Origin of the sequence: Pseudomonas syringae, from assembly GCF_002157375.1 — a bacterium.
In the GTDB taxonomy this organism is placed as follows: domain Bacteria; phylum Pseudomonadota; class Gammaproteobacteria; order Pseudomonadales; family Pseudomonadaceae; genus Aquipseudomonas; species Aquipseudomonas syringae_T.
Genome location: NZ_MTSA01000017.1, coordinates 55,203 through 74,511, shown reverse-complemented (window position 1 = coordinate 74,511; position 19,309 = coordinate 55,203). Strand labels below are relative to the sequence as shown.

11 protein-coding genes are annotated in these 19,309 nt (G+C 59.5%); 6 read left to right on the top strand and 5 right to left on the bottom strand.

The genetic code is table 11. From position 1 onward, the window contains the following. Positions 1-176: 176 nt before the first annotated feature. Positions 177-1,067, bottom strand: coding sequence for a LysR family transcriptional regulator (locus BW686_RS20685; RefSeq protein WP_084919355.1), 891 nt, complete (start codon positions 1,065-1,067; stop codon positions 177-179). 115 nt (positions 1,068-1,182) lie between these two features. On the opposite strand from BW686_RS20685, the gene BW686_RS20680 reads away from it, so the two are divergent. The 6 genes from BW686_RS20680 (at position 1,183) to BW686_RS20655 (ending at position 8,428) form a co-directional block, all read left to right on the top strand. Further along, complete coding sequence (locus BW686_RS20680) at positions 1,183-2,439, top strand: MFS transporter (RefSeq protein ID WP_084919354.1); 1,257 nt, start codon at positions 1,183-1,185, stop codon at positions 2,437-2,439. 77 nt (positions 2,440-2,516) lie between these two features. Beyond that, entirely contained in the window at positions 2,517-3,785 is a 1,269-nt protein-coding gene (locus tag BW686_RS20675) for an AAA family ATPase (RefSeq protein ID WP_084919353.1), read from the top strand. Next, the gene (locus BW686_RS20670) at positions 3,782-4,426 is read left to right on the top strand and encodes a retron system putative HNH endonuclease (protein ID WP_084919352.1); all 645 of its coding nucleotides are present in this window, start codon (positions 3,782-3,784) and stop codon (positions 4,424-4,426) included. The genes BW686_RS20675 and BW686_RS20670 overlap by 4 nt, the downstream gene beginning before the upstream one ends. 294 nt (positions 4,427-4,720) lie before the next feature. Then, on the top strand, positions 4,721-6,070 hold the full coding sequence (locus BW686_RS20665; protein WP_084919351.1) for a GntP family permease: 1,350 nt from the start codon (positions 4,721-4,723) through the stop codon (positions 6,068-6,070). Beyond that, positions 6,071-6,931 carry a MurR/RpiR family transcriptional regulator gene (locus BW686_RS20660; protein WP_084919350.1) on the top strand — a complete coding sequence of 287 codons (861 nt, stop codon included), beginning with the start codon at positions 6,071-6,073 and terminating at the stop codon, positions 6,929-6,931. A gap of 3 nt (positions 6,932-6,934) precedes the next feature. Then, positions 6,935-8,428 (top strand): N-acyl-D-amino-acid deacylase family protein, encoded by a 1,494-nt coding sequence (locus BW686_RS20655; protein WP_084919349.1) that lies wholly within the window; start codon positions 6,935-6,937, stop codon positions 8,426-8,428. A gap of 42 nt (positions 8,429-8,470) precedes the next feature. Here BW686_RS20655 and hemE read toward each other — a convergent pair whose 3' ends face one another. From hemE to gltB, 4 genes are all read right to left on the bottom strand, one after another. Continuing rightward, positions 8,471-9,535 (bottom strand): uroporphyrinogen decarboxylase, encoded by a 1,065-nt coding sequence (gene hemE, locus BW686_RS20650; protein WP_084919348.1) that lies wholly within the window; start codon positions 9,533-9,535, stop codon positions 8,471-8,473. 139 nt (positions 9,536-9,674) lie between these two features. After that, positions 9,675-12,929: a dermonecrotic toxin domain-containing protein gene (locus tag BW686_RS20645; RefSeq protein ID WP_179149336.1), complete on the bottom strand. Its 3,255-nt coding sequence runs from the start codon at positions 12,927-12,929 to the stop codon at positions 9,675-9,677. 284 nt (positions 12,930-13,213) lie between these two features. Then, entirely contained in the window at positions 13,214-14,632 is a 1,419-nt protein-coding gene (locus BW686_RS20640; RefSeq protein WP_084919347.1) for an FAD-dependent oxidoreductase, read from the bottom strand. 118 nt (positions 14,633-14,750) lie between these two features. After that, the gene (gene gltB / locus BW686_RS20635; protein ID WP_084919346.1) at positions 14,751-19,196 is read right to left on the bottom strand and encodes a glutamate synthase large subunit; all 4,446 of its coding nucleotides are present in this window, start codon (positions 19,194-19,196) and stop codon (positions 14,751-14,753) included. Positions 19,197-19,309: the final 113 nt, after the last annotated feature.

Genomic DNA, 19,309 nt, shown 5'->3' with positions numbered 1-19,309 from the left:
TGCAGTTCTGGACGCTCTGCGTCCGATCCGAAATGTGCGGCGCGGCGCAGACTTGTGACGCAGAGCGTCACGCACGGCATTCCGACGCTGGAGCGTGCGGAACGATAATCTCAACTTCTCAACTATCGTGCGGCGCTCCGCGTCGCATGCAGTTCTGGACGCTCTGCGTCCGATCCTCACCCGACATTACGCGTCAAGAGCTCGGTAAATGCCTTGGCCATCGGTGACTGTTCGTCCTTGCGTTGCACCAGCCACACTGCGCTGGTCGCGCCGGGGTCGAGGACGTTGCGGTAGACCACACCGTCGATGCGCATGCGCCGGTAGGAGGCAGGCAACACCGTCACGCCCAATCCGGCTGCGACCAGGCCGATGATGGTCATCACCTCCCCTGCTTCCTGAGTGATCAACGGGCTGAAACCTGCGGCGCGTGCCAGGCTCAGGACCTGCGCGTAGATGCCGCTGCCGTAGGTGCGGGGAAAGAACACGAACGGCTCTGCAGCCAGTGCCGACATGTAGATGCCGTCCTCGCTACCTGCGGCAAGCGGATGGTCCGCGCGCATGATTGCCACCAGCGGCTCGCTCAGCAATTCGAACACCACCAGCGAATCGGGCAACGCCAACGGGCGCATGATGCCGACCTGTATGGTCTTGTCTTCAAGGCCTGCGGCCACTTCCTGACTGGTGATTTCCGTCAGGGTCAGGTGTACATCGGGATAAGCCTGACGAAACGCAAAGATCGCCTGCGGAATGCTGGACGTGAACGGCGCAGACGAGGTGAAGCCGATCTTCAGCTCACCGATTTCGCCCAGTTGCGCGCGGCGTGCGACATCAGTGGCTTTGTCGACCTGCGCCAGCACCAGCCGCGCCTCATCAAGAAACAGCCGCCCGGACTCACTCAGTTCGACGCGCCGGTTGGTGCGTTCGAACAAACGCGTGCCCAGCTCCTGCTCCAGCGCCTGGATCTGCTGGCTGAGCGGCGGCTGGGAAATGCCCAGCGCCAGCGCTGCACGACCGAAATGCAGCTCTTCGGCCACCGCAATGAAGTAACGCAGATGGCGCAATTCCATGCGGCCTCCATTAAGTCGTTTTACCTATCAAACAGGTCGAACAATATATTGGATGGAATGATTAGCGGGCTATATGATTTTTTCATCGCCCGCCCCATCTGTTCCGAGGTCTCTCTTGAATCCTGCCGTCGCCCCGCCCACCACCGACCTGAATACGTCCGCTAAACCGCCTGGCGACAGTTACATTGAAAAGAACACACCGCTTTTCAAACGCACCGCACTGGCGCTGTTCGCGGGCGGATTCTCGACGTTTACCCTGCTGTATTGCGTCCAGCCCATGATGCCGACGCTGTCCAGCGAGTTCTCGCTCTCGGCGGCCCAGAGCAGCCTGATTCTGTCGGTCGCCACGGCGATGCTCGCCATTGGCCTGCTGATCACCGGCCCGATATCGGACCGGCTTGGGCGCAAGTCGGTGATGGTCATGGCGCTGTTCTGTGCGTCGCTGTTTACCATTGCCAGCGCGCTGATGCCGAGCTGGGAAGGCGTGCTTGTCACACGGGCCCTGGTCGGCCTGTCATTGAGCGGGCTGGCGGCGGTGGCTATGACTTACCTGAGCGAGGAAATACACCCCGCGCACCTGGGCCTGGCGATGGGGCTGTATATCGGTGGCAGCGCGGTCGGCGGCATGAGCGGACGCCTGATCGTCGGGGTCATGATCGATTACGTGAGCTGGCATGCGGCGATGCTGGTGGTCGGCGGGCTGGCGCTGATCGCGGCGGTGGTGTTCTGGAAAATCCTCCCGGAATCACGCAACTTCCGCCCCCGCTCGCTGCACCCTCGCAGCCTGCTGGACGGTTTTGTGGTGCAGTTTAAAGATGCAGGCCTGCCGCTGCTGTTTCTGGTCGGTTTTCTGCTGATGGGCGCCTTCGTCACGCTGTTCAACTACATTGCCTATCGCTTTTTGAGCGAACCCTACAACCTCAGCCAGGCCGTGGTCGGCGTGTTTTCCGTGGTGTATCTGTCGGGTATCTACAGCTCGGCGAAGATCGGCTCGCTGGCCGACCGTCTGGGCCGCCGGAAGGTACTGTGGGCCGTGATCGTCATGATGCTGGCCGGTCTGACCCTGACACTTTTCACGCCGCTAGCGCTGGTGATCATCGGCGTACTGATCTTCACCTTCGGCTTCTTCGGCGCGCATTCGGTGGCCAGCAGTTGGGTAGGCCGCAGGGCCACCACCGCCAGGGGTCAAGCCGCGTCGCTGTACCTGTTCTGCTATTACGCAGGCTCCAGCGTGGCCGGAACCGGCGGCGGAGTGTTCTGGCATTACGCCGGGTGGAACGGCATCGGGCTGTTTATCGCCACGCTGCTGCTGATGGCGCTGGGTGTGGCACTGAAGTTGGCGAGGTTGCAGCCGTTAGGCGCCAGTATTTAGTCACTGATCAGGCGCTGGCAGATGGGGTGAGCCAAGGTACACTGGCGCATCCGCCAGTTCTGGTAAAGGAAACCGACATGCGCCTCGACCACCTCCGCCTGCAGAATTTTCGTTGTTACGAAGATGCTCATTTCGATTTCCAGCCGGGGTTCAATCTGGTGGTGGGGGTCAATGGGAGCGGGAAGACGTCGTTGTTGCTGGGGGTCGCGGAATGCCTCGTCCCTTATGGCAATGCACTGGGGCAAAACGAAGAAGTGTTGAGTAGAGAAGACATTCGTTTTGTCATTGACAGGCATGAAGGACGTAGTCGATTTGAGAGAAAGTATCCTGTCTTCATCAAAGCGGATGGCAATATTTTCGACCTGCCAACCTGGGGGACACTCCGTTTAAGCGAGTCTTGGGAAGGAGGAATCGATCCGTCTCTACGCCCCCACTTAGATGCTGTGCTAGCCAGAAGCAACGCCGGAGAGCAGATTGACTTTCCGATGCTTGCCTTTTATCGCGCCAATCGTCGCTGGAGCAGTGCCCGCGTATCTGCCGAGTTCGCAGCACAGCAGCGGACTTCCCGATTTGACGGGTACGCAAACTGGTTTGACGCAGTGGCTGATCTGCGCGACTTCGAAAGCTGGTTAATTGCAAGGACGCTTGAACGTCTTCAGGACCGCCTGGATTCAACGCCACCTGTCGAGCTTGAAGATGAACTTGAATGGGTCAATCGGGCGATAAGACTTGCCATACCGGATGCCCATGATCTCCGATATGACTTGAGGCTACAAAGCCTGCTTGTCGATATGGGGAAAGGCCACGCTGTTCCGTTTCACGAACTCAGTGATGGTCAACGCAGCTTGATTGCGTTGATTGCAGACATTGCACGACGCATGTGCGTTCTCAATCCGCACTTGGGAAAAGACGTTCTGGCGAATACCGGTGGCATCGTCATTATTGATGAGCTGGACATTCATCTTCATCCCGCCTGGCAACGCACTATTGCGCCGACGCTCAAAAAAGCATTCCCAAAAGTGCAATTTATCGCCACCAGCCACTCACCTCAGGTGATTGGCAGCCTGCAACCTGGCGAAGTCATCCTGCTGAACAACGGCGACAATTCTCACCCGCGAGCAACCTACGGCCTGGATTCCAGCACCATTCTGGAAGAAGTCATGGGCGTGCCCCCGCGCGAGCCCGACATTGAAGCGTTGCTTGACCAACTATTCGGTACTCTGGAAAACAATGAACTTGAAAAAGCCAGACTGCAGCTCGATGCACTAAAGAAAAAAGCACCCGATCTGCCCGAGTTCGCCGGTGCCGAAGCACTGCTCAAGCGCAAGGAGCTCATTGGCCGATGAAACGCATCATCAAAGGAACTGAGCCTGCGTCATTCACCGAATGGAAAGCCGGTGCGAACGAAAACTGGGCGCCCACTTATCCAACCTTGCAAAACCCGCAAAAACGCGACCTGCACACAAGCCTGCTGCAAGAGCAGGACTTCTCATGCTGCTACTGCGGCAGAGAGATAGGGCTGGACAGCAGCCACATCGAACATTTCAGGCCGCAAGAGCACTACAAGCCACTGGCACTTGAATACAACAATCTCCATGCGTCCTGCCTGCGAGAAACAAAGCCAGGCAATCCATTGCACTGTGGCCACCACAAGAGCAGTTGGTTCGATGAGAACTTGCACATCTCGCCAACAGAAGAAAATTGCGAGCAACGGTTCCGCTACCTGCTGACAGGCAAAATCCAGAGCAACCATCCAGAAGACGCTCCCGCCGCAACGATGATCGAAAAGCTCGCACTCGATATTACCTACCTGACAAGAAGACGCCAGGAAGCCATTACGGGCGTTTTTGATGAACAGTTTCTAACCAGCGCCAGTGAAGCGGAGTTAACGCATTTGGTGCAGGGCCTGCGCTCGAGGGATGCCGATAAACAGCTCACGTTTGGTCATGTCGTTGCACGCTATGCGGAGCAGTTGCTGGCGCCCTGACACATGGTCACGAAAAGCAGGGCTGGAACATGCGGCAAACGCGCCTTTCCGTCCCAAACTCGACACCGGAATAGAAATTTATTTTCATATATTTGTTTATATCCAGTTTTCGTGTAATTTATTTTCATCACGAAAACAGAGATAAAAACAATGAATGCCTGTGATCGCCCTGAAACCGTCTTGCACTCTCTTCTTGCGTCGTCCCTGCCGAGTACTCACGGGTTGCCTCCCAACTGACAATTTGCGTCGTTGGTGTTGCGCGCTCGCCTACCTACTTTGCAAGGAACCGTCGCTATGTCGCCGTCACCCGGTATGTCGCTGTTGGTTTACGCCGCTGTCGCAATCATTGCCTTGATCGTGCTGATCGCACGTTATCGCCTTAACCCGTTTATCGTCATTACGCTTGTTTCGGTCGGTCTTGCGCTGGTTGCCGGGATGCCGGCCAGTGGCGTGGTTGCCTCTTATGAGGCGGGGGTCGGCAAGACGCTGGGGCATATTGCGCTGGTCGTGGCGCTGGGCACCATGCTCGGCAAGATGATGGCCGAGTCTGGCGGTGCCGAGCAGGTGGCGCGCACGTTGATTGATCGCTTTGGTGAGCGCAACGCGCACTGGGCGATGGTCTGCATCGCCTTCCTGGTGGGCTTGCCGCTGTTTTTTGAAGTCGGCTTCGTGCTGCTGGTGCCGATTGCGTTTACCGTCGCCCGCCGTGTCGGGGTATCGATTCTGATGGTCGGCTTGCCAATGGTCGCGGGGCTGTCGGTGGTACACGCGCTGGTGCCGCCGCACCCGGCAGCGATGCTGGCCGTTCAGGCTTATCAGGCGTCGGTCGGGCAAACCCTGTTCTACGCCATTTTGATCGGCATCCCCACGGCCATCATCGCCGGCCCGGTCTATGCCAAATTCATCGTACCGCGCATCCATTTGCCGGCTGAAAACCCGCTGGCGAAGCAGTTTCTCGACCGCGAACCGCGTGCAAAACTGCCCAGCTTCGGCCTGACCATGATGACCATTCTGCTGCCGGTGGTGCTGATGCTATTGGGCGGCTGGGCCAACCTGATCAGCACGCCGGGCAGTGCCTTCAACGGCTTTCTGTTGTTCATCGGCAACTCGGTGATCGCCCTGCTGTTGGCCACGCTGTTGAGCTTCTGGACGTTGGGCATCGCTCAGGGTTTCAATCGCGACTCGATCCTGAAATTCACCAATGAGTGCCTGGCGCCGACCGCCAGCATCACGCTGCTGGTCGGTGCCGGTGGCGGCCTGAACCGCATTCTGATCGACAGCGGCGTGACCAACCAGATCGTAGGTCTGGCGCAGGACTTTCACCTGTCGCCTTTGTTGATGGGCTGGCTGTTCGCGGCGCTGATGCGGGTTGCGACAGGCTCGGCGACGGTGGCGATGACCACCGCCTCGGGGATCGTGGCGCCTGTGGCGATGGGCTTGGGTTATCCGCATCCCGAGTTGCTGGTGCTGGCGACGGGTGCAGGCTCGGTGATCTTTTCCCACGTCAACGACGGCGGTTTCTGGCTTATCAAGGAATACTTCAACATGACCGTAGCGCAAACATTCAAAACCTGGACGGTATTGGAGACGCTGATTTCCATCGTCGCCTTTGCCTTGACGCTGGGTCTGGCACAGGTGCTTTGAGTGGACATTTTGTATCAGATACGCGCCCGCCAGGATTCACTCAGCGCGGGCGAAGGCCGGATCGCCAGGCTTTTGCTCAGCGATATTGCCTTCGCTGCCAGTGCCAGCCTGGACGAGCTGGCCAGCCGCGCCGAGGTCAGCAGCGCCACGCTGTCGCGCTTCGCCCGCACCATCGGCTGCCGTGACCTGCGCGACTTGCGGCTGCAACTGGCCCAGGCGAGCGCTGTAGGCAGCCGTTTTCTGCACCCGGAACAGGCCCCGGAGCAGTCGGCCTTTTTCAATCAGATAGTCGGTGACATCGAAGCCACGCTGCGTCAGCACCTCTCAGGGTTTGAGGCATCACGCTTTGCGGCCGCCGTGGCCTGTGTCGCCGAGGCCAGCATGATTCATGCGTTCGGCATGGGCGGTTGCTCCAGCCTGTGCAGCGAGGAACTGCAAAACCGGCTGGTGCGCCTGGGTTACCCGGTGGCCGCCTGCCGCGACCCGGTCATGATGCGCATGATTGCCGCCACACTCGGCCCGCAACACAGCCTGATCGTTTGCTCACTCAGCGGTCGCACGCCAGAACTGCTCGACGCGGTAACCCTGGCGCGCAGCTACGGCGCTCGCGTGCTGGCGATCACCTTGCCCGACTCACCGCTGGCGCAACTGGCTGACGTGGTGTTGCCGCTGCAAATTGCCGAAACCAATTTCATCTATAAACCCACGGCCGCGCGCTACGGCATGCTGCTGACCATTGATGTGCTGGCCACTGAACTGGCGTTGCTCGGCCCTGAAGACAATCAGGAGCGGCTGCGCCGGATCAAGCTTGCGCTGGATGAATACCGTGGCGGCGAAGACGGCCTGCCGCTGGGAGACTGAACCATGATGTACGACCTGATCATTCGCGACGCACTGGTCATTGATGGCAGCGATACGCCGGGAGTGCGCACCGACGTGGCGGTCAGCGACGGGCGCATTCAGCGCATCGGCAATCTGCCTGATGCCCGTGCGCGGGAAGAGGTCAATGCGGCAGGTCGCGTACTGGCCCCCGGATTCATCGACGTTCACACCCACGACGACACGGTGGTCATTCGCAAACCCGAGATGCTGCCCAAGATCAGTCAGGGCGTGACGACGGTGATCGTCGGCAACTGCGGGATCAGCGCGTCACCGGTCTCGCTGAGCGGCAATCCGCCCGACCCGATGAACCTGCTGGGCGATGCGGCTGCGTTCGTCTATCCGCGCTTCGCCGACTATCGCGCCGCTCTGGACAACGCCCGGCCTGCCGTGAACGTCGCCGCCCTGATTGGCCATACGGCATTGCGCAGTAATCACATGGATGACTTGTTGCGTAGCGCCAGCCCGGAAGAAATCGCCGCGATGCGCAAACAGTTGCGCGACAGCCTTGAAGCCGGCGCGCTGGGCTTGTCGACCGGCCTGGCCTACGCCTCGGCCTTCTCGGCTGAAACCGGCGAGGTCAAACAACTGGCTGAAGAGCTGACGGCTTTCGGTGCGGTTTACACCACGCATTTGCGCAGCGAATTCGAACCGGTGCTGGAGGCGATGGCGGAGGCATTCGATATCGGTCGCCACGCGCGCGCGCCGGTCATCATTTCCCACCTGAAATGCGCGGGCGCAGGCAACTGGGGCCGCAGCCCGCAACTGCTGTCGGCGCTGGAAAAAGCGGCGCAGGACCATCCGGTCGGCTGCGACTGTTATCCCTATGCGGCCAGTTCTTCGACGCTGGACCTGAAACAGGTTACCGATGCGTTCCGCATCACCATCACCTGGTCAACACCGCACCCGGACCAGGGCGGCCGGGACCTGAAGGACATTGCCGCGGACTGGGGACTTTCAATGCAGGAGGCCGCCCGCAAGCTGCAGCCCGCAGGCGCGGTGTATTACGGCATGGATGAGGGCGACGTCGAACGCATCATGTCTCATCCGCTGTCGATGATCGGTTCCGACGGGCTGCCGGAGGACCCGTTTCCACATCCGCGCCTGTGGGGAGCCTTCCCCCGAGTGCTCGGCCACTTCAGCCGGGACAAAGGGCTGTTTGCACTGCACACCGCCGTACACAAAATGACCGGGCTTTCGGCAGCACGCTTTGCCTTGCACGAACGCGGCCTGATCCGTGAGGGCTATTGGGCGGATCTGGTGTTGTTCAACCCGCAAACCGTGCGCGACGTCGCGGACTTCAAAGACCCTCAGCGAGCAGCAGAAGGCATTGACGGCGTCTGGGTCAACGGACAGTTGAGCTATGCCGAAGGCAAACCGCAAGGCCAGCGCCAAGGCAGGTTCCTGCCTCGCAGCGGGTCACTGGTGGGAGGGTTTGCGGATACAAAAACGCCGACGTTGCCGTCGGCGCTGACATAAACCGATGCGTCTTGATCTGTCGACGCATCGTTACCTCAACGGTTACTGATGATACTGCGCCGACAGCTCATGCACCGCTTCGATGAAGGCACCGGCATTGGCCGGGTCGACTTCGGGGGTGATGCCGTGGCCGAGGTTGAAGACGTGGCCGGTGCCGCTGCCGTAGCTGGCGAGGATGCGCGCGACTTCCTGGCGTATGGCTTCCGGACGGGCGTAGAGCACGGTCGGGTCCATGTTGCCTTGCAGCGAAACCTTGTTGCCCACGCGCTGACGCGCTTCGCCGATGTCGCAGGTCCAGTCGAGGCCGAGGGTGTCGGCGCCGATGTCGGCGATGCTTTCCAGCCACAGGCCGCCGCCTTTGGTGAAGACGATGACCGGCACCTTGCGCCCGTCATGCTCGCGAATCAGGCCGTTGACGATCTTGCGCATGTAAGCCAGCGAGAACTCCTGATAAGCCGCCGAAGAAAGGCTGCCGCCCCAGCTGTCGAAAATCTGCACCGCCTGGGCACCGGCCAGAATCTGGCCGTTCAGGTACGACGTCACTGACTGTGCCAGCTTGTCCAGCAGCAGGTGCATGGCCTGTGGGTTGTCGTAAAGCATGGCCTTGGATTTGCGGAAGTCCTTGGAGGAACCGCCTTCGACCATGTAAGTCGCCAGGGTCCACGGGCTGCCGGCAAAACCAATCAGCGGCACACGGCCGTTGAGTTCACGGCGGATAGTGCTCACCGCGTCCATCACGTAACCCAGGTCCTTCTGCGCATCAGGGATCGGCAGCGCTTCGATGTCGGCCAGCGAACTGACGGTTTTCTTGAAGCGCGGACCTTCGCCGGTCTCGAAGTACAGGCCCAGGCCCATCGCGTCAGGAATGGTCAGGATGTCGGAAAACAGGATCGCCGCATCCAGCGGGTAGCGATCCAGCGGCTGCAACGTGACTTCACAGGCGAACTGCGGGTTCTTGCACAGGCTCATGAAGTCCCCTGCGCTGGCACGGCTGGCGCGGTATTCCGGCAGGTAACGGCCTGCCTGACGCATCATCCATACCGGCGTAACGTCTACGGGTTGCTTGAGCAGGGCGCGAAGGAAACGGTCGTTCTTCAGGGCAGTCATGTCGGCATCCGCAATAAAAGTGCGCGCATTTTCTCAGAGCGCGACGCAAAAGGCACGGCGAGAGCCGTGCCTTTTGTCTATCAGGACGATTGGCTGTGGTTATACGGGGGCACGCGCCCTCCGAACCGGCCCGCTTCTGTCACATATCCTTATGATTCAGGATATCGAAAGGCTGAAGCATGCCTTTCTCTGCACGCCTGAGGACCAGACGCCAATCCCCTCTTCCCGTGCTGTTGCCAATGGACGTCAGGTCCAGGAAAAACAGCCGTTCCTTCTTGTCTATGTGATTTTTTCCATCGTGTTTCCACCTATGCAGGTGACCACTGCCATCCAGAACGTACTTCTCGATAGCATTCTTGACGGCGCCCTCGAGGTCTTTGGCCTGTATGTCCTTGTCTGCTTTTTTGAATTCAGTGCTGTTGAAGAAATCATTCATGTTTACTTTGTAACGGAGTTTTCCACCGCTCTGGCCTGCTTCATCTTTAGCCTTTCCGACTTCAGAGGGCAGTTTCTTAACCGGGTGTTTGCCGCCGCCGCGCAAACCGGTCGAGGCATGCACCCAGACGCCTTGATCATCGAGCTGGATCGGCAACTGGTAATAGGCATCAGGTCGCCGCGAATCAATCACCCGCCATGCCGCAGAATCGGAATCGTATCTGACGGCATAGGCTTTTTCCTGTTGTACGGCGTAAAAGCGGCTCGGTACGCCCTCTTGAGCTTTCTCGTGGAGGCCACGGTAAATCCCGTCATCGCGCAATGTCATGCCGACAGGTGCTTTGGGTACCGCTGTTTTCGGATCGAGCACAGAGCGACCCACCGTTGCCGCAGAAAACGGTTTAACCCGCCGCCCTTTTGGCAGCGTCAGTCCATCGGCCAGCAACAGCGCCGCCTGAACGAAATACAACGGCGCACTGCCCTCCTCGTCGGCGGCCTTCCCGACGCCCTGCCAGATGGCGTAGAAACTGCGGATGGCGGCGATCGGCAGTTGTACTTTGAAAGGCGTGAACGTGAGGATGATATTGCCAACGGTTTTGGTGATTTCCCAGGCACTTTGCCAATTGGTTTCCCAATTGCTGTGGGTCTGCTCATCCACAGCCGATATCACGCGCTCGACTTCAGCGTCATAAACCGCCTCAAGAAAGTTTTCGCTGCAAGGCAGCAGTTCCATGAACAGCGCATCCCGGTCAACGGTCAATGCCCGTCGTACCTCTGCCTGAGAGGGGAGCGCTGCCCTGCCCACCAGATAATCCAGCATCGCAGGCTCAAGCAGGAACTGCTGAAGTTCTTTCGGGCTGCTCATTTCCCGAAAACAGGTACCGTCAGGCGCCTGCGGCGTAAAAATCACCAGCGAGCCGACGCTGGCGCGAGCCTCGACGCCGATGGCCAGTACGCCGCTCAATGGCACGCCGTTAATGGACAACGGGCTGGCCTGAATGCGATGCCCCTCAACGGTTGCACGGTCATCACTTTCGACCGGATGGTCCAGCACCGCCGTTAACCACTTGTGGCCTCTGTTCGCCAGGTCGGGAGGAAGGCTGCCATCACCCAGAAAGTCGCCTGCCATCTTTGCCTCGATACCGTCCAGTCGCATCTGGGCCTGCATCACGCGCGCATAGCGTTCGCGGTGCCATTTTCCGGTGGTCGAGGTCGACAGTAAGGTTCTCAGGTACTGAGGATAATCCTCGCCAATGTTCAGATCACGGATCAGCCCGAACAGATAACCGGCTTTGAGGAAACCGATCAATTGCCCCTGAGCGTCGAACGCGCGACTGGTCAGCAAAAAGTTGAGATCGGTCACAGCGATGTTTTCAAGGGATAAGTCCGTGAGACTGCGCTGCTGCGTTTCGTAATGCGCCTGCGCCTCCGAAGGGCCTGCGAACTCATAATCCAGATCCAGGAAGAAGCCCGGATCGATTTCAATGCTCACGGTATGGATGCTGACCTCATCAGGGTTCACCTCTACACCGTGATCCAGCAGGATTCGCTCCTGCAGTTTCTCGCGGGCATAGTGGCGAAGCTGATCAGGCGCTCCGTAGCCGGCGGGTTCAAGCAGATCAGGGGCCTGGGCTTCGAGCAAGGCCTGACTGTAGTCCTGTACGGCGAGCTTCCAGTTGTACTTGTCGTCATCGGACGCCTCGGCGAACCACTCGGGCAAGAGTTCGCGTTCAATGCCTGTCGGCTTTTCGGGATCGAACCAGCCTCCGTTGTCCTTGATCGCATGCTGGGTCAGAACCTTGCGGAACCCCGCGACATCCTGCTCGAACTGCATCCCCAGCAAAGAACGCTCCTCAGCCTTCAATTGCGAACTGATTGCCAGATAAAAACTGTCGGTGCCTTCCTTGAAAACGCTGATCTCACCGTTGCTTATATCCTGAGCACGGTAATGACCGAAGCCGTCATGCAATAGGACGATACTGGTATCGTCAGGTCCTTCGGGCACGTACTTGCTCATGCCGTAGTCGACGATCACCAGATTCCGCCCTGACGCAGCCAACAGTTCCCAAGCCGTAGTGCGAGCGAGTTCATCGGTGTATTGATTGAAAATCCGGGTGCGCGACAGACCATCGATAGCCGTACTGCGGGTCCATTCATCCAGCGAAATCGCCATCGCCTCGTCGAACGCGTCTGGCAGAACATCATTCTCCAGAAAGTCGACTTGCTGTTCTTCTGTCAGTTGCATCCGTTCCAGCAACTCTTCAAGGCGGCCGACCGGAACCTCGGGGCACAAGGCACACAACCAGCCCAGCACCGGCGGAAGCTTAGCGCTCCTGCGGTCCCAAAGTGGCAAAAAGGGGTTGGGCTGGCGAACGTCCAGCGTGCTTTTGGAAGCCCCTTCATCTGCCAGCAACGCCGCGAATAAAAGCGGGCGCTGCTCACTCGCCAATCCGGCGACCTGTTCACGCAAGGTGACGATCCGGCCAGCGACACTGCTGCTACCCGGAAAATTCCCGCCCATCCCGAGCGTCGAGTTGCCAGGCAGCTGGCTGAAGATCAGATGCAACAACGGCTCTTCGTCGGAAAGAACGGTGCCCTCGGGTGCAACGTAGTCTTTGTCTTCATTCAGCGTCAGGACAACAGCGTTTTGAATATCACTTTCGTTCTTGCCTTTCAGATAAACCGCGAGCACTTCTTCGCGCTCGTTCTGAACCCTGATCGACAGGTCCGCGGGCCATTCCGGCAACTGAACCAGCAAGGCGAACACTGCATGATCGCCATCGTCGGGGAAGTCATTTTTTACCGCGAAACGCTCGACAATCTGATCGATGAGGCGATCTGCCCCTTCACGGGCTCGGTGTTCGCGAATGGCGACGGTGCTGGGCGTGAACTGTTTCGGTCCGAGAGACTGTCCATCAAGGGAGCGGGCACGTTTGCCCATAGGTGCTGCTTTCGACATGGCTATTTCCTTATAGCGACATGGTGGTTGGAGGAGCCGATCCGAAGAAGTCCTCCCACTGAAGCGCAGATCCTAACGCCTCGCGAACGCAGAAACCGCTGTCGGAAACAGGGCGTAAACAACCGACCGCCTGCCTGATGACGCAAAGACAGGGGTTGGGAGCAAAAAAGGGGAGTGAGACGCCGAACTGCCGCCCCTTGGAGGGGCGGCGAAGTTCGAACGAAGGCGGGTCGCCATGACCCTTTGGAGTTATTTCAAAAAATCAAAAACAAGCGGGCGTGTACTCAAACGCCCAGGTAATCCATGATCCCTTCAGCGGCATTGCGGCCTTCGAAGATGGCAGTGACCACCAGATCGGACCCGCGAACCATGTCGCCACCGGCGAAGATCTTCGGGTTGCTGGTCTGGTGTTTGTACTGCGCCTGCTCCGGAGCCACGACACGGCCCTGGCTGTCGGTGCTGATCGTGAATGGCTCGAACCACGACGCCGGGCTTGGACGGAAGCCGAAGGCGATGACCACGGCGTCTGCCGGAATGATCTCTTCAGAACCCGGAATCGGCTCAGGACTGCGACGGCCACGGGCATCAGGTTCGCCGAGACGGGTCTCGACCACCTTCACGCCTTCAACCTTGCCTTCGCCGACAATGGCGATGGGCTGGCGGTTGTAGAGAAAACGCACGCCCTCTTCCTTGGCGTTCTTCACTTCCTTGCGCGACCCCGGCATGTTTTCTTCGTCGCGACGGTAAGCGCATGTCACTGACTTGGCGCCCTGACGGATCGAGGTGCGGTTGCAGTCCATCGCCGTGTCACCACCGCCCAGTACGACAACGCGCTTGCCCTTCATGTCGACAAAGTCTTCCGGCGCTTTTTCAAAGCCCAGGTTGCGGTTGACGTTGGCGATCAGGAAGTCGAGCGCATCGTGTACGCCCGGCAGGTCTTCACCGGCAAAACCGCCTTTCATGTAGGTGTAGGTACCCATGCCCATGAACACGGCATCGTACTCTTCGAGCAGTTGATCGATGGTCACGTCCTTGCCGACTTCGGTGTTGAGCCGGAACTCGATACCCATGCCGGTGAACACTTCACGGCGATGACTCAGCACGGATTTTTCCAGCTTGAACTCGGGGATCCCGAAGGTCAGCAGACCGCCGATTTCCGGGTTCTTGTCGAACACCACCGGTGTCACGCCGCCCCGCACCAGCACATCGGCACAGCCCAGGCCCGCCGGACCGGCACCAATGATCGCAACACGCTTGCCGGTCGGGACCACCCGCGACATGTCCGGACGCCAGCCCATCGCAAACGCGGTGTCAGTGATGTATTTCTCGACCGAGCCGATGGTCACCGCACCGAAACCGTCGTTCAGCGTGCAGGCACCTTCACACAGACGATCCTGCGGGCACACGCGGCCACAGACTTCCGGCAAGGTATTGGTCTGATGAGACAATTCCGCCGCCGCCAGAATATTGCCCTCGGCGACCAGCTTGAGCCAGTTGGGAATGAAGTTGTGTACCGGGCACTTCCACTCGCAATACGGGTTACCGCAGCCCAGGCAACGGTGCGCCTGATCGGCGGACTGCTGAGGTTTGAAGGGTTCGTAGATTTCCACAAACTCTTTCTTGCGTTGACGCAGCAGTTTCTTCTTCGGGTCTTTACGTCCGACGTCGATGAACTGGAAGTCGTTACTGAGACGTTCAGCCATTCTCTGGAGCCTCTTTGCGGCAGCTTCAAGCGACAAGCCTGAAGCTGCGAGAAATCAATTCAGTTCAATTCACAGGGCGGCACACTCGCGGCGCAAAACTCGCCGCAGGCAGTGGCCTTTATTGCGGATTCGCCCGAGTGCTGGAGAGCAGCGATTTCAGGTTGGCAGCCTTGGGCTTGACCAGCCAGAAACGACGCAGGTAGTCGTCCAGGTTTTCGGCGAGGTTACGCCCCCATTCACTGCCGGTTTCAGCCACGTACTCGTTCAGAACGCTCTGCAAGTGGGTGCGATAGGCTTCCATCGACTCGCCGCTGATGCGCTGGATCTCGACCAGCTCATGGTTGACGAGGTCAACGAACGTGTTGTCCTGATCGAGCACATAAGCGAAGCCGCCGGTCATGCCGGAACCGAAGTTGTAACCGGTCTTGCCCAGTACGCAAACAAAGCCACCGGTCATGTATTCGCAGCAGTGATCACCCGTGCCTTCCACAACCGTGTGGGCGCCCGAGTTACGTACCGCGAAACGCTCGCCCGCCGTGCCCGCCGCAAACAGCTTGCCGCCGGTTGCGCCGTACAGGCAGGTGTTGCCGATGATGGCGCTTTCGTTGGTCTTGAACGGGCTGCCCTTGGGCGGCACGATCACTAGCTTGCCAGCGGTCATGCCTTTACCGACGTAGTCGTTGGCATCGCCTTCCAGGTACATGTTCAGGCCACCGGCGTTCCACACCCCGAAGCTCTGACCGGCAGTGCCTTTGAAGCGGAACGTGATCGGCGCCTTGTTCATGCCCTGATTGCCATGCAGCCTGGCGATTTCGCCGGAGATCCGTGCGCCAATGGAGCGGTCGCAGTTGCAGATATCCAGTTCGTATTCACCGCCGCTGAGCGATTCGATGGCTGGCTTGGCCAGCTCGACCATTTTCTCGGCCAGCAGGCCCTTGTCGAATGGCGGGTTGCGGTCCACCAGGCTGAACTGCGGCTTGTCGGCAGGGATGTGGTCGCTGCCCAGCAACGGTGTCAGGTCCAGGTGCTTCTGCTTCTCGGTTTCGCCCGGCAGGATATCCAGCAGGTCGGTACGGCCGATCAGCTCTTCCAGCGAACGAACGCCCAGCCTGGCCAGCCACTCGCGGGTTTCTTCAGCCACGTAGGTGAAGAAGTTGATCACCATGTCGACAGTGCCGATGTAGTGGTCCTTGCGCAGCTTTTCGTTCTGGGTCGCGACGCCGGTGGCGCAGTTGTTCAAGTGGCAGATACGCAGGTATTTGCAGCCCAGTGCGATCATCGGCGCAGTGCCGAAGCCGAAGCTTTCGGCACCGAGAATGGCCGCCTTGATCACGTCCAGACCGGTTTTCAGACCACCGTCGGTCTGCACCCGGACCTTGCCGCGCAGGTCGTTGCCGCGCAAGGTCTGGTGCGTTTCAGCCAGGCCCAGTTCCCACGGCGCGCCAGCGTACTTGATCGAAGTCAGCGGCGATGCGCCGGTGCCGCCGTCGTAGCCGGAAATGGTGATCAGGTCGGCATAGGCCTTGGCCACGCCTGCGGCAATGGTGCCCACACCGGCTTCTGCTACCAGCTTGACCGACACCAGCGCGGCCGGGTTGACCTGTTTCAGGTCGAAAATCAGCTGCGACAGGTCTTCGATGGAATAGATGTCGTGGTGCGGCGGCGGCGAAATCAGCGTTACGCCCGGCACGGCATAGCGCAGCTTGGCGATCAGGCCATTGACCTTGCCGCCCGGCAATTGCCCGCCTTCACCCGGCTTGGCGCCTTGCGCGACCTTGATCTGCAGCACATCGGCGTTGACCAGATACTCAGGCGTCACACCGAAACGGCCGGTGGCGATCTGTTTGATCTTGGAGCTGCGGATGGTGCCGTAGCGTGCCGGGTCTTCGCCACCTTCACCGGAGTTGGAACGTGCGCCCAGACGGTTCATTGCCTCGGCCAGCGCTTCGTGAGCCTCTGGCGACAAGGCACCCAGCGAAATCCCGGCCGAGTCGAAACGCTTGAGAATTTCGCTCAATGGCTCAATTTCGTCGATGTTCAGCGGCTGGTCGAGGGTCTTGACCTGCAGCAAGTCACGAATCATCGACACCGGACGCTGGTCCACCAGCGCGGTGTATTCCTTGAACTTGCTGTAGTCGCCCTGCTGCACGGCGGCTTGCAGGGTGCTTACCACGTCCGGGTTATAGGCGTGGTATTCGCCACCGTAGACGAACTTGAGCAAACCGCCCTGCTGGATCGGCTTGCGCGGGCTCCAGGCTTCGGCAGCCAGGGCCTTTTGTTCGGCTTCGATGTCGACGAAACGCGCGCCTTTCAGGCGGCTCGGTACACCGCGGAAGCTGGTGTTACAGACTTCTTCGGACAGGCCAATGGCTTCGAACAACTGCGCACCCCGATAGGACGCGACGGTCGAAATCCCCATCTTCGACAGGATCTTGAGCAGGCCCTTGGTGATGCCTTTACGGTAGTTCTTGAAGACCTCGTACAAATCGCCCAGCACTTCGCCGGTACGGATCAGGTCACCCAGCACTTCGTAGGCCAGGAACGGGTACACCGCCGACGCGCCGAAACCGATCAGCACGGCGAAGTGATGCGGATCACGCGCCGTGGCGGTTTCGACCAGAATGTTGCTGTCGCAACGCAGGCCCTGCTCGGTCAGACGGTGGTGAACTGCACCGACCGCCAGGGAGGCATGCACCGGCAACTTGCCCGGTGCAATGTGGCGGTCGCTCAGCACGATCAGTGTACGACCGGCACGCACGGCCTCTTCGGCCTGATCGGCGACGTTGCGCACAGCGGCCTCAAGGCCCAGGCTCTCGTCGTAGTTCAGGTCGATGATCTGGCGCTCGAAACCCGGGCGCTCCAGGCTCATCAGCGAACGCCACTTGGCCGGGGAAATGACCGGCGAGCTGAGGATCACACGCGAAGCGTGTTCTGGCGATTCCTGGAAAATGTTGCGCTCGGCACCGAGGCAGATCTCCAGCGACATGACGATGGCTTCGCGCAGCGGGTCGATCGGCGGGTTGGTGACCTGCGCGAACTGCTGGCGGAAGTAGTCATAAGGCGAACGCACGCGGCGCGACAGCACAGCCATCGGCGTGTCATCGCCCATCGAGCCAACAGCCTCCTGACCTTGTTCACCCAGCGGACGCAGCACCTGATCACGCTCTTCGAACGTGACCTGATACATCTTCATGTACTGCTTGAGCTGCTCGCTGTCGTAAAAAGCCGAACCGTGATCGTTGTCTTCCATGGTGGCCTGAATGCGCAGGGCATTCTTGCGCAGCCATTGCTTGTACGGATGACGCGACTTGAGGCGGTTGTCGATGGCATCGGTGTCGAGGATCTGACCGGTTTCGGTGTCCACGGCAAAAATCTGCCCCGGACCGACACGGCCCTTGGCGATGACATCTTCAGGTTTGTAGTCCCACACGCCGATTTCCGACGCCAGGGTGATGTAGCCGTTCTTGGTCGTGACCCAGCGCGCCGGGCGCAGGCCGTTACGGTCGAGCAGGCAGACCGCATGCCGACCTTCGGTCATCACGATGCCGGCCGGGCCGTCCCACGGCTCCATGTGCATGGAGTTGTATTCATAGAAGGCCCGCAGATCCGGGTCCATTGTTTCGACGTTCTGCCACGCAGGCGGAATGATCATGCGCACGCCGCGAAACAGGTCGATGCCGCCAGTGACCATCAGTTCGAGCATGTTGTCCATGCTCGATGAGTCGGAACCCACGCGGTTGACCAGCGGGCCGAGTTCATCCAGGTCCATCAGGTCATTGGTGAACTTGGTGCGCCGCGCCTGCGCCCAGTTGCGGTTGCCGGTAATGGTGTTGATCTCGCCGTTGTGGGCAAGAAAGCGGAACGGCTGCGCCAGCGGCCATTTCGGCAGGGTGTTGGTCGAAAAACGCTGGTGGAATACGCAGATGGCGGTCTGCAGACGCTCGTCGCTCAGGTCCGGGAAAAAGGCCGTGAGGTCGGCCGGCATCATCAGGCCTTTGTAAATGATGGTCTTGTGCGAAAAGCTGCAGATGTAGTGATCGGTGTCCGCCGCGTTGGATACCGACGAGCGGCGACGCGCACTGAACAGCTTGATCGCGAATTCCTGATCGCTCAGGCCTTCGCCGCCAATGTAGACCTGCTCGATTTTCGGCAACCGCTCCAGCGCCAGTTGACCCAGCACGCTGGTATCGATCGGCACCTGACGCCAGCCCACCAGATCCAGGCCTTCGGCCAGAATCTCGCGGTTCATGTTTTCGCGTGCCGCCTCGGCTTTGGCGTCGTCCTGATTGAGGAACACCATGCCCACAGCGTATTGGCGGGGCAGATCGACACCAAAGTGTTGTTTGGCCATTGCACGCAGGAAGCCGTCAGGCTTCTGAATCAACAGACCGCAACCGTCGCCGGTCTTGCCGTCGGCGTTGATACCGCCACGGTGGGTCATGCAGGTCAGGGCCTGGACGGCCGTCTGCAACAGGTGATGACTGGGCTCGCCCTGCATATGAGCGATCAGGCCGAAGCCGCAGTTATCCTTGAATTCATCTGGTTGGTACAGACCTGCTTTCATAGACACTTTCTCACCAGGCTGCCTCTATGCGAGGCAAATTTCCTTTTAATTCAACCTATTACCTGACACGCCGAACGTACGCCGGCTTCGGACAGGCAAAAACGGAGGTCATT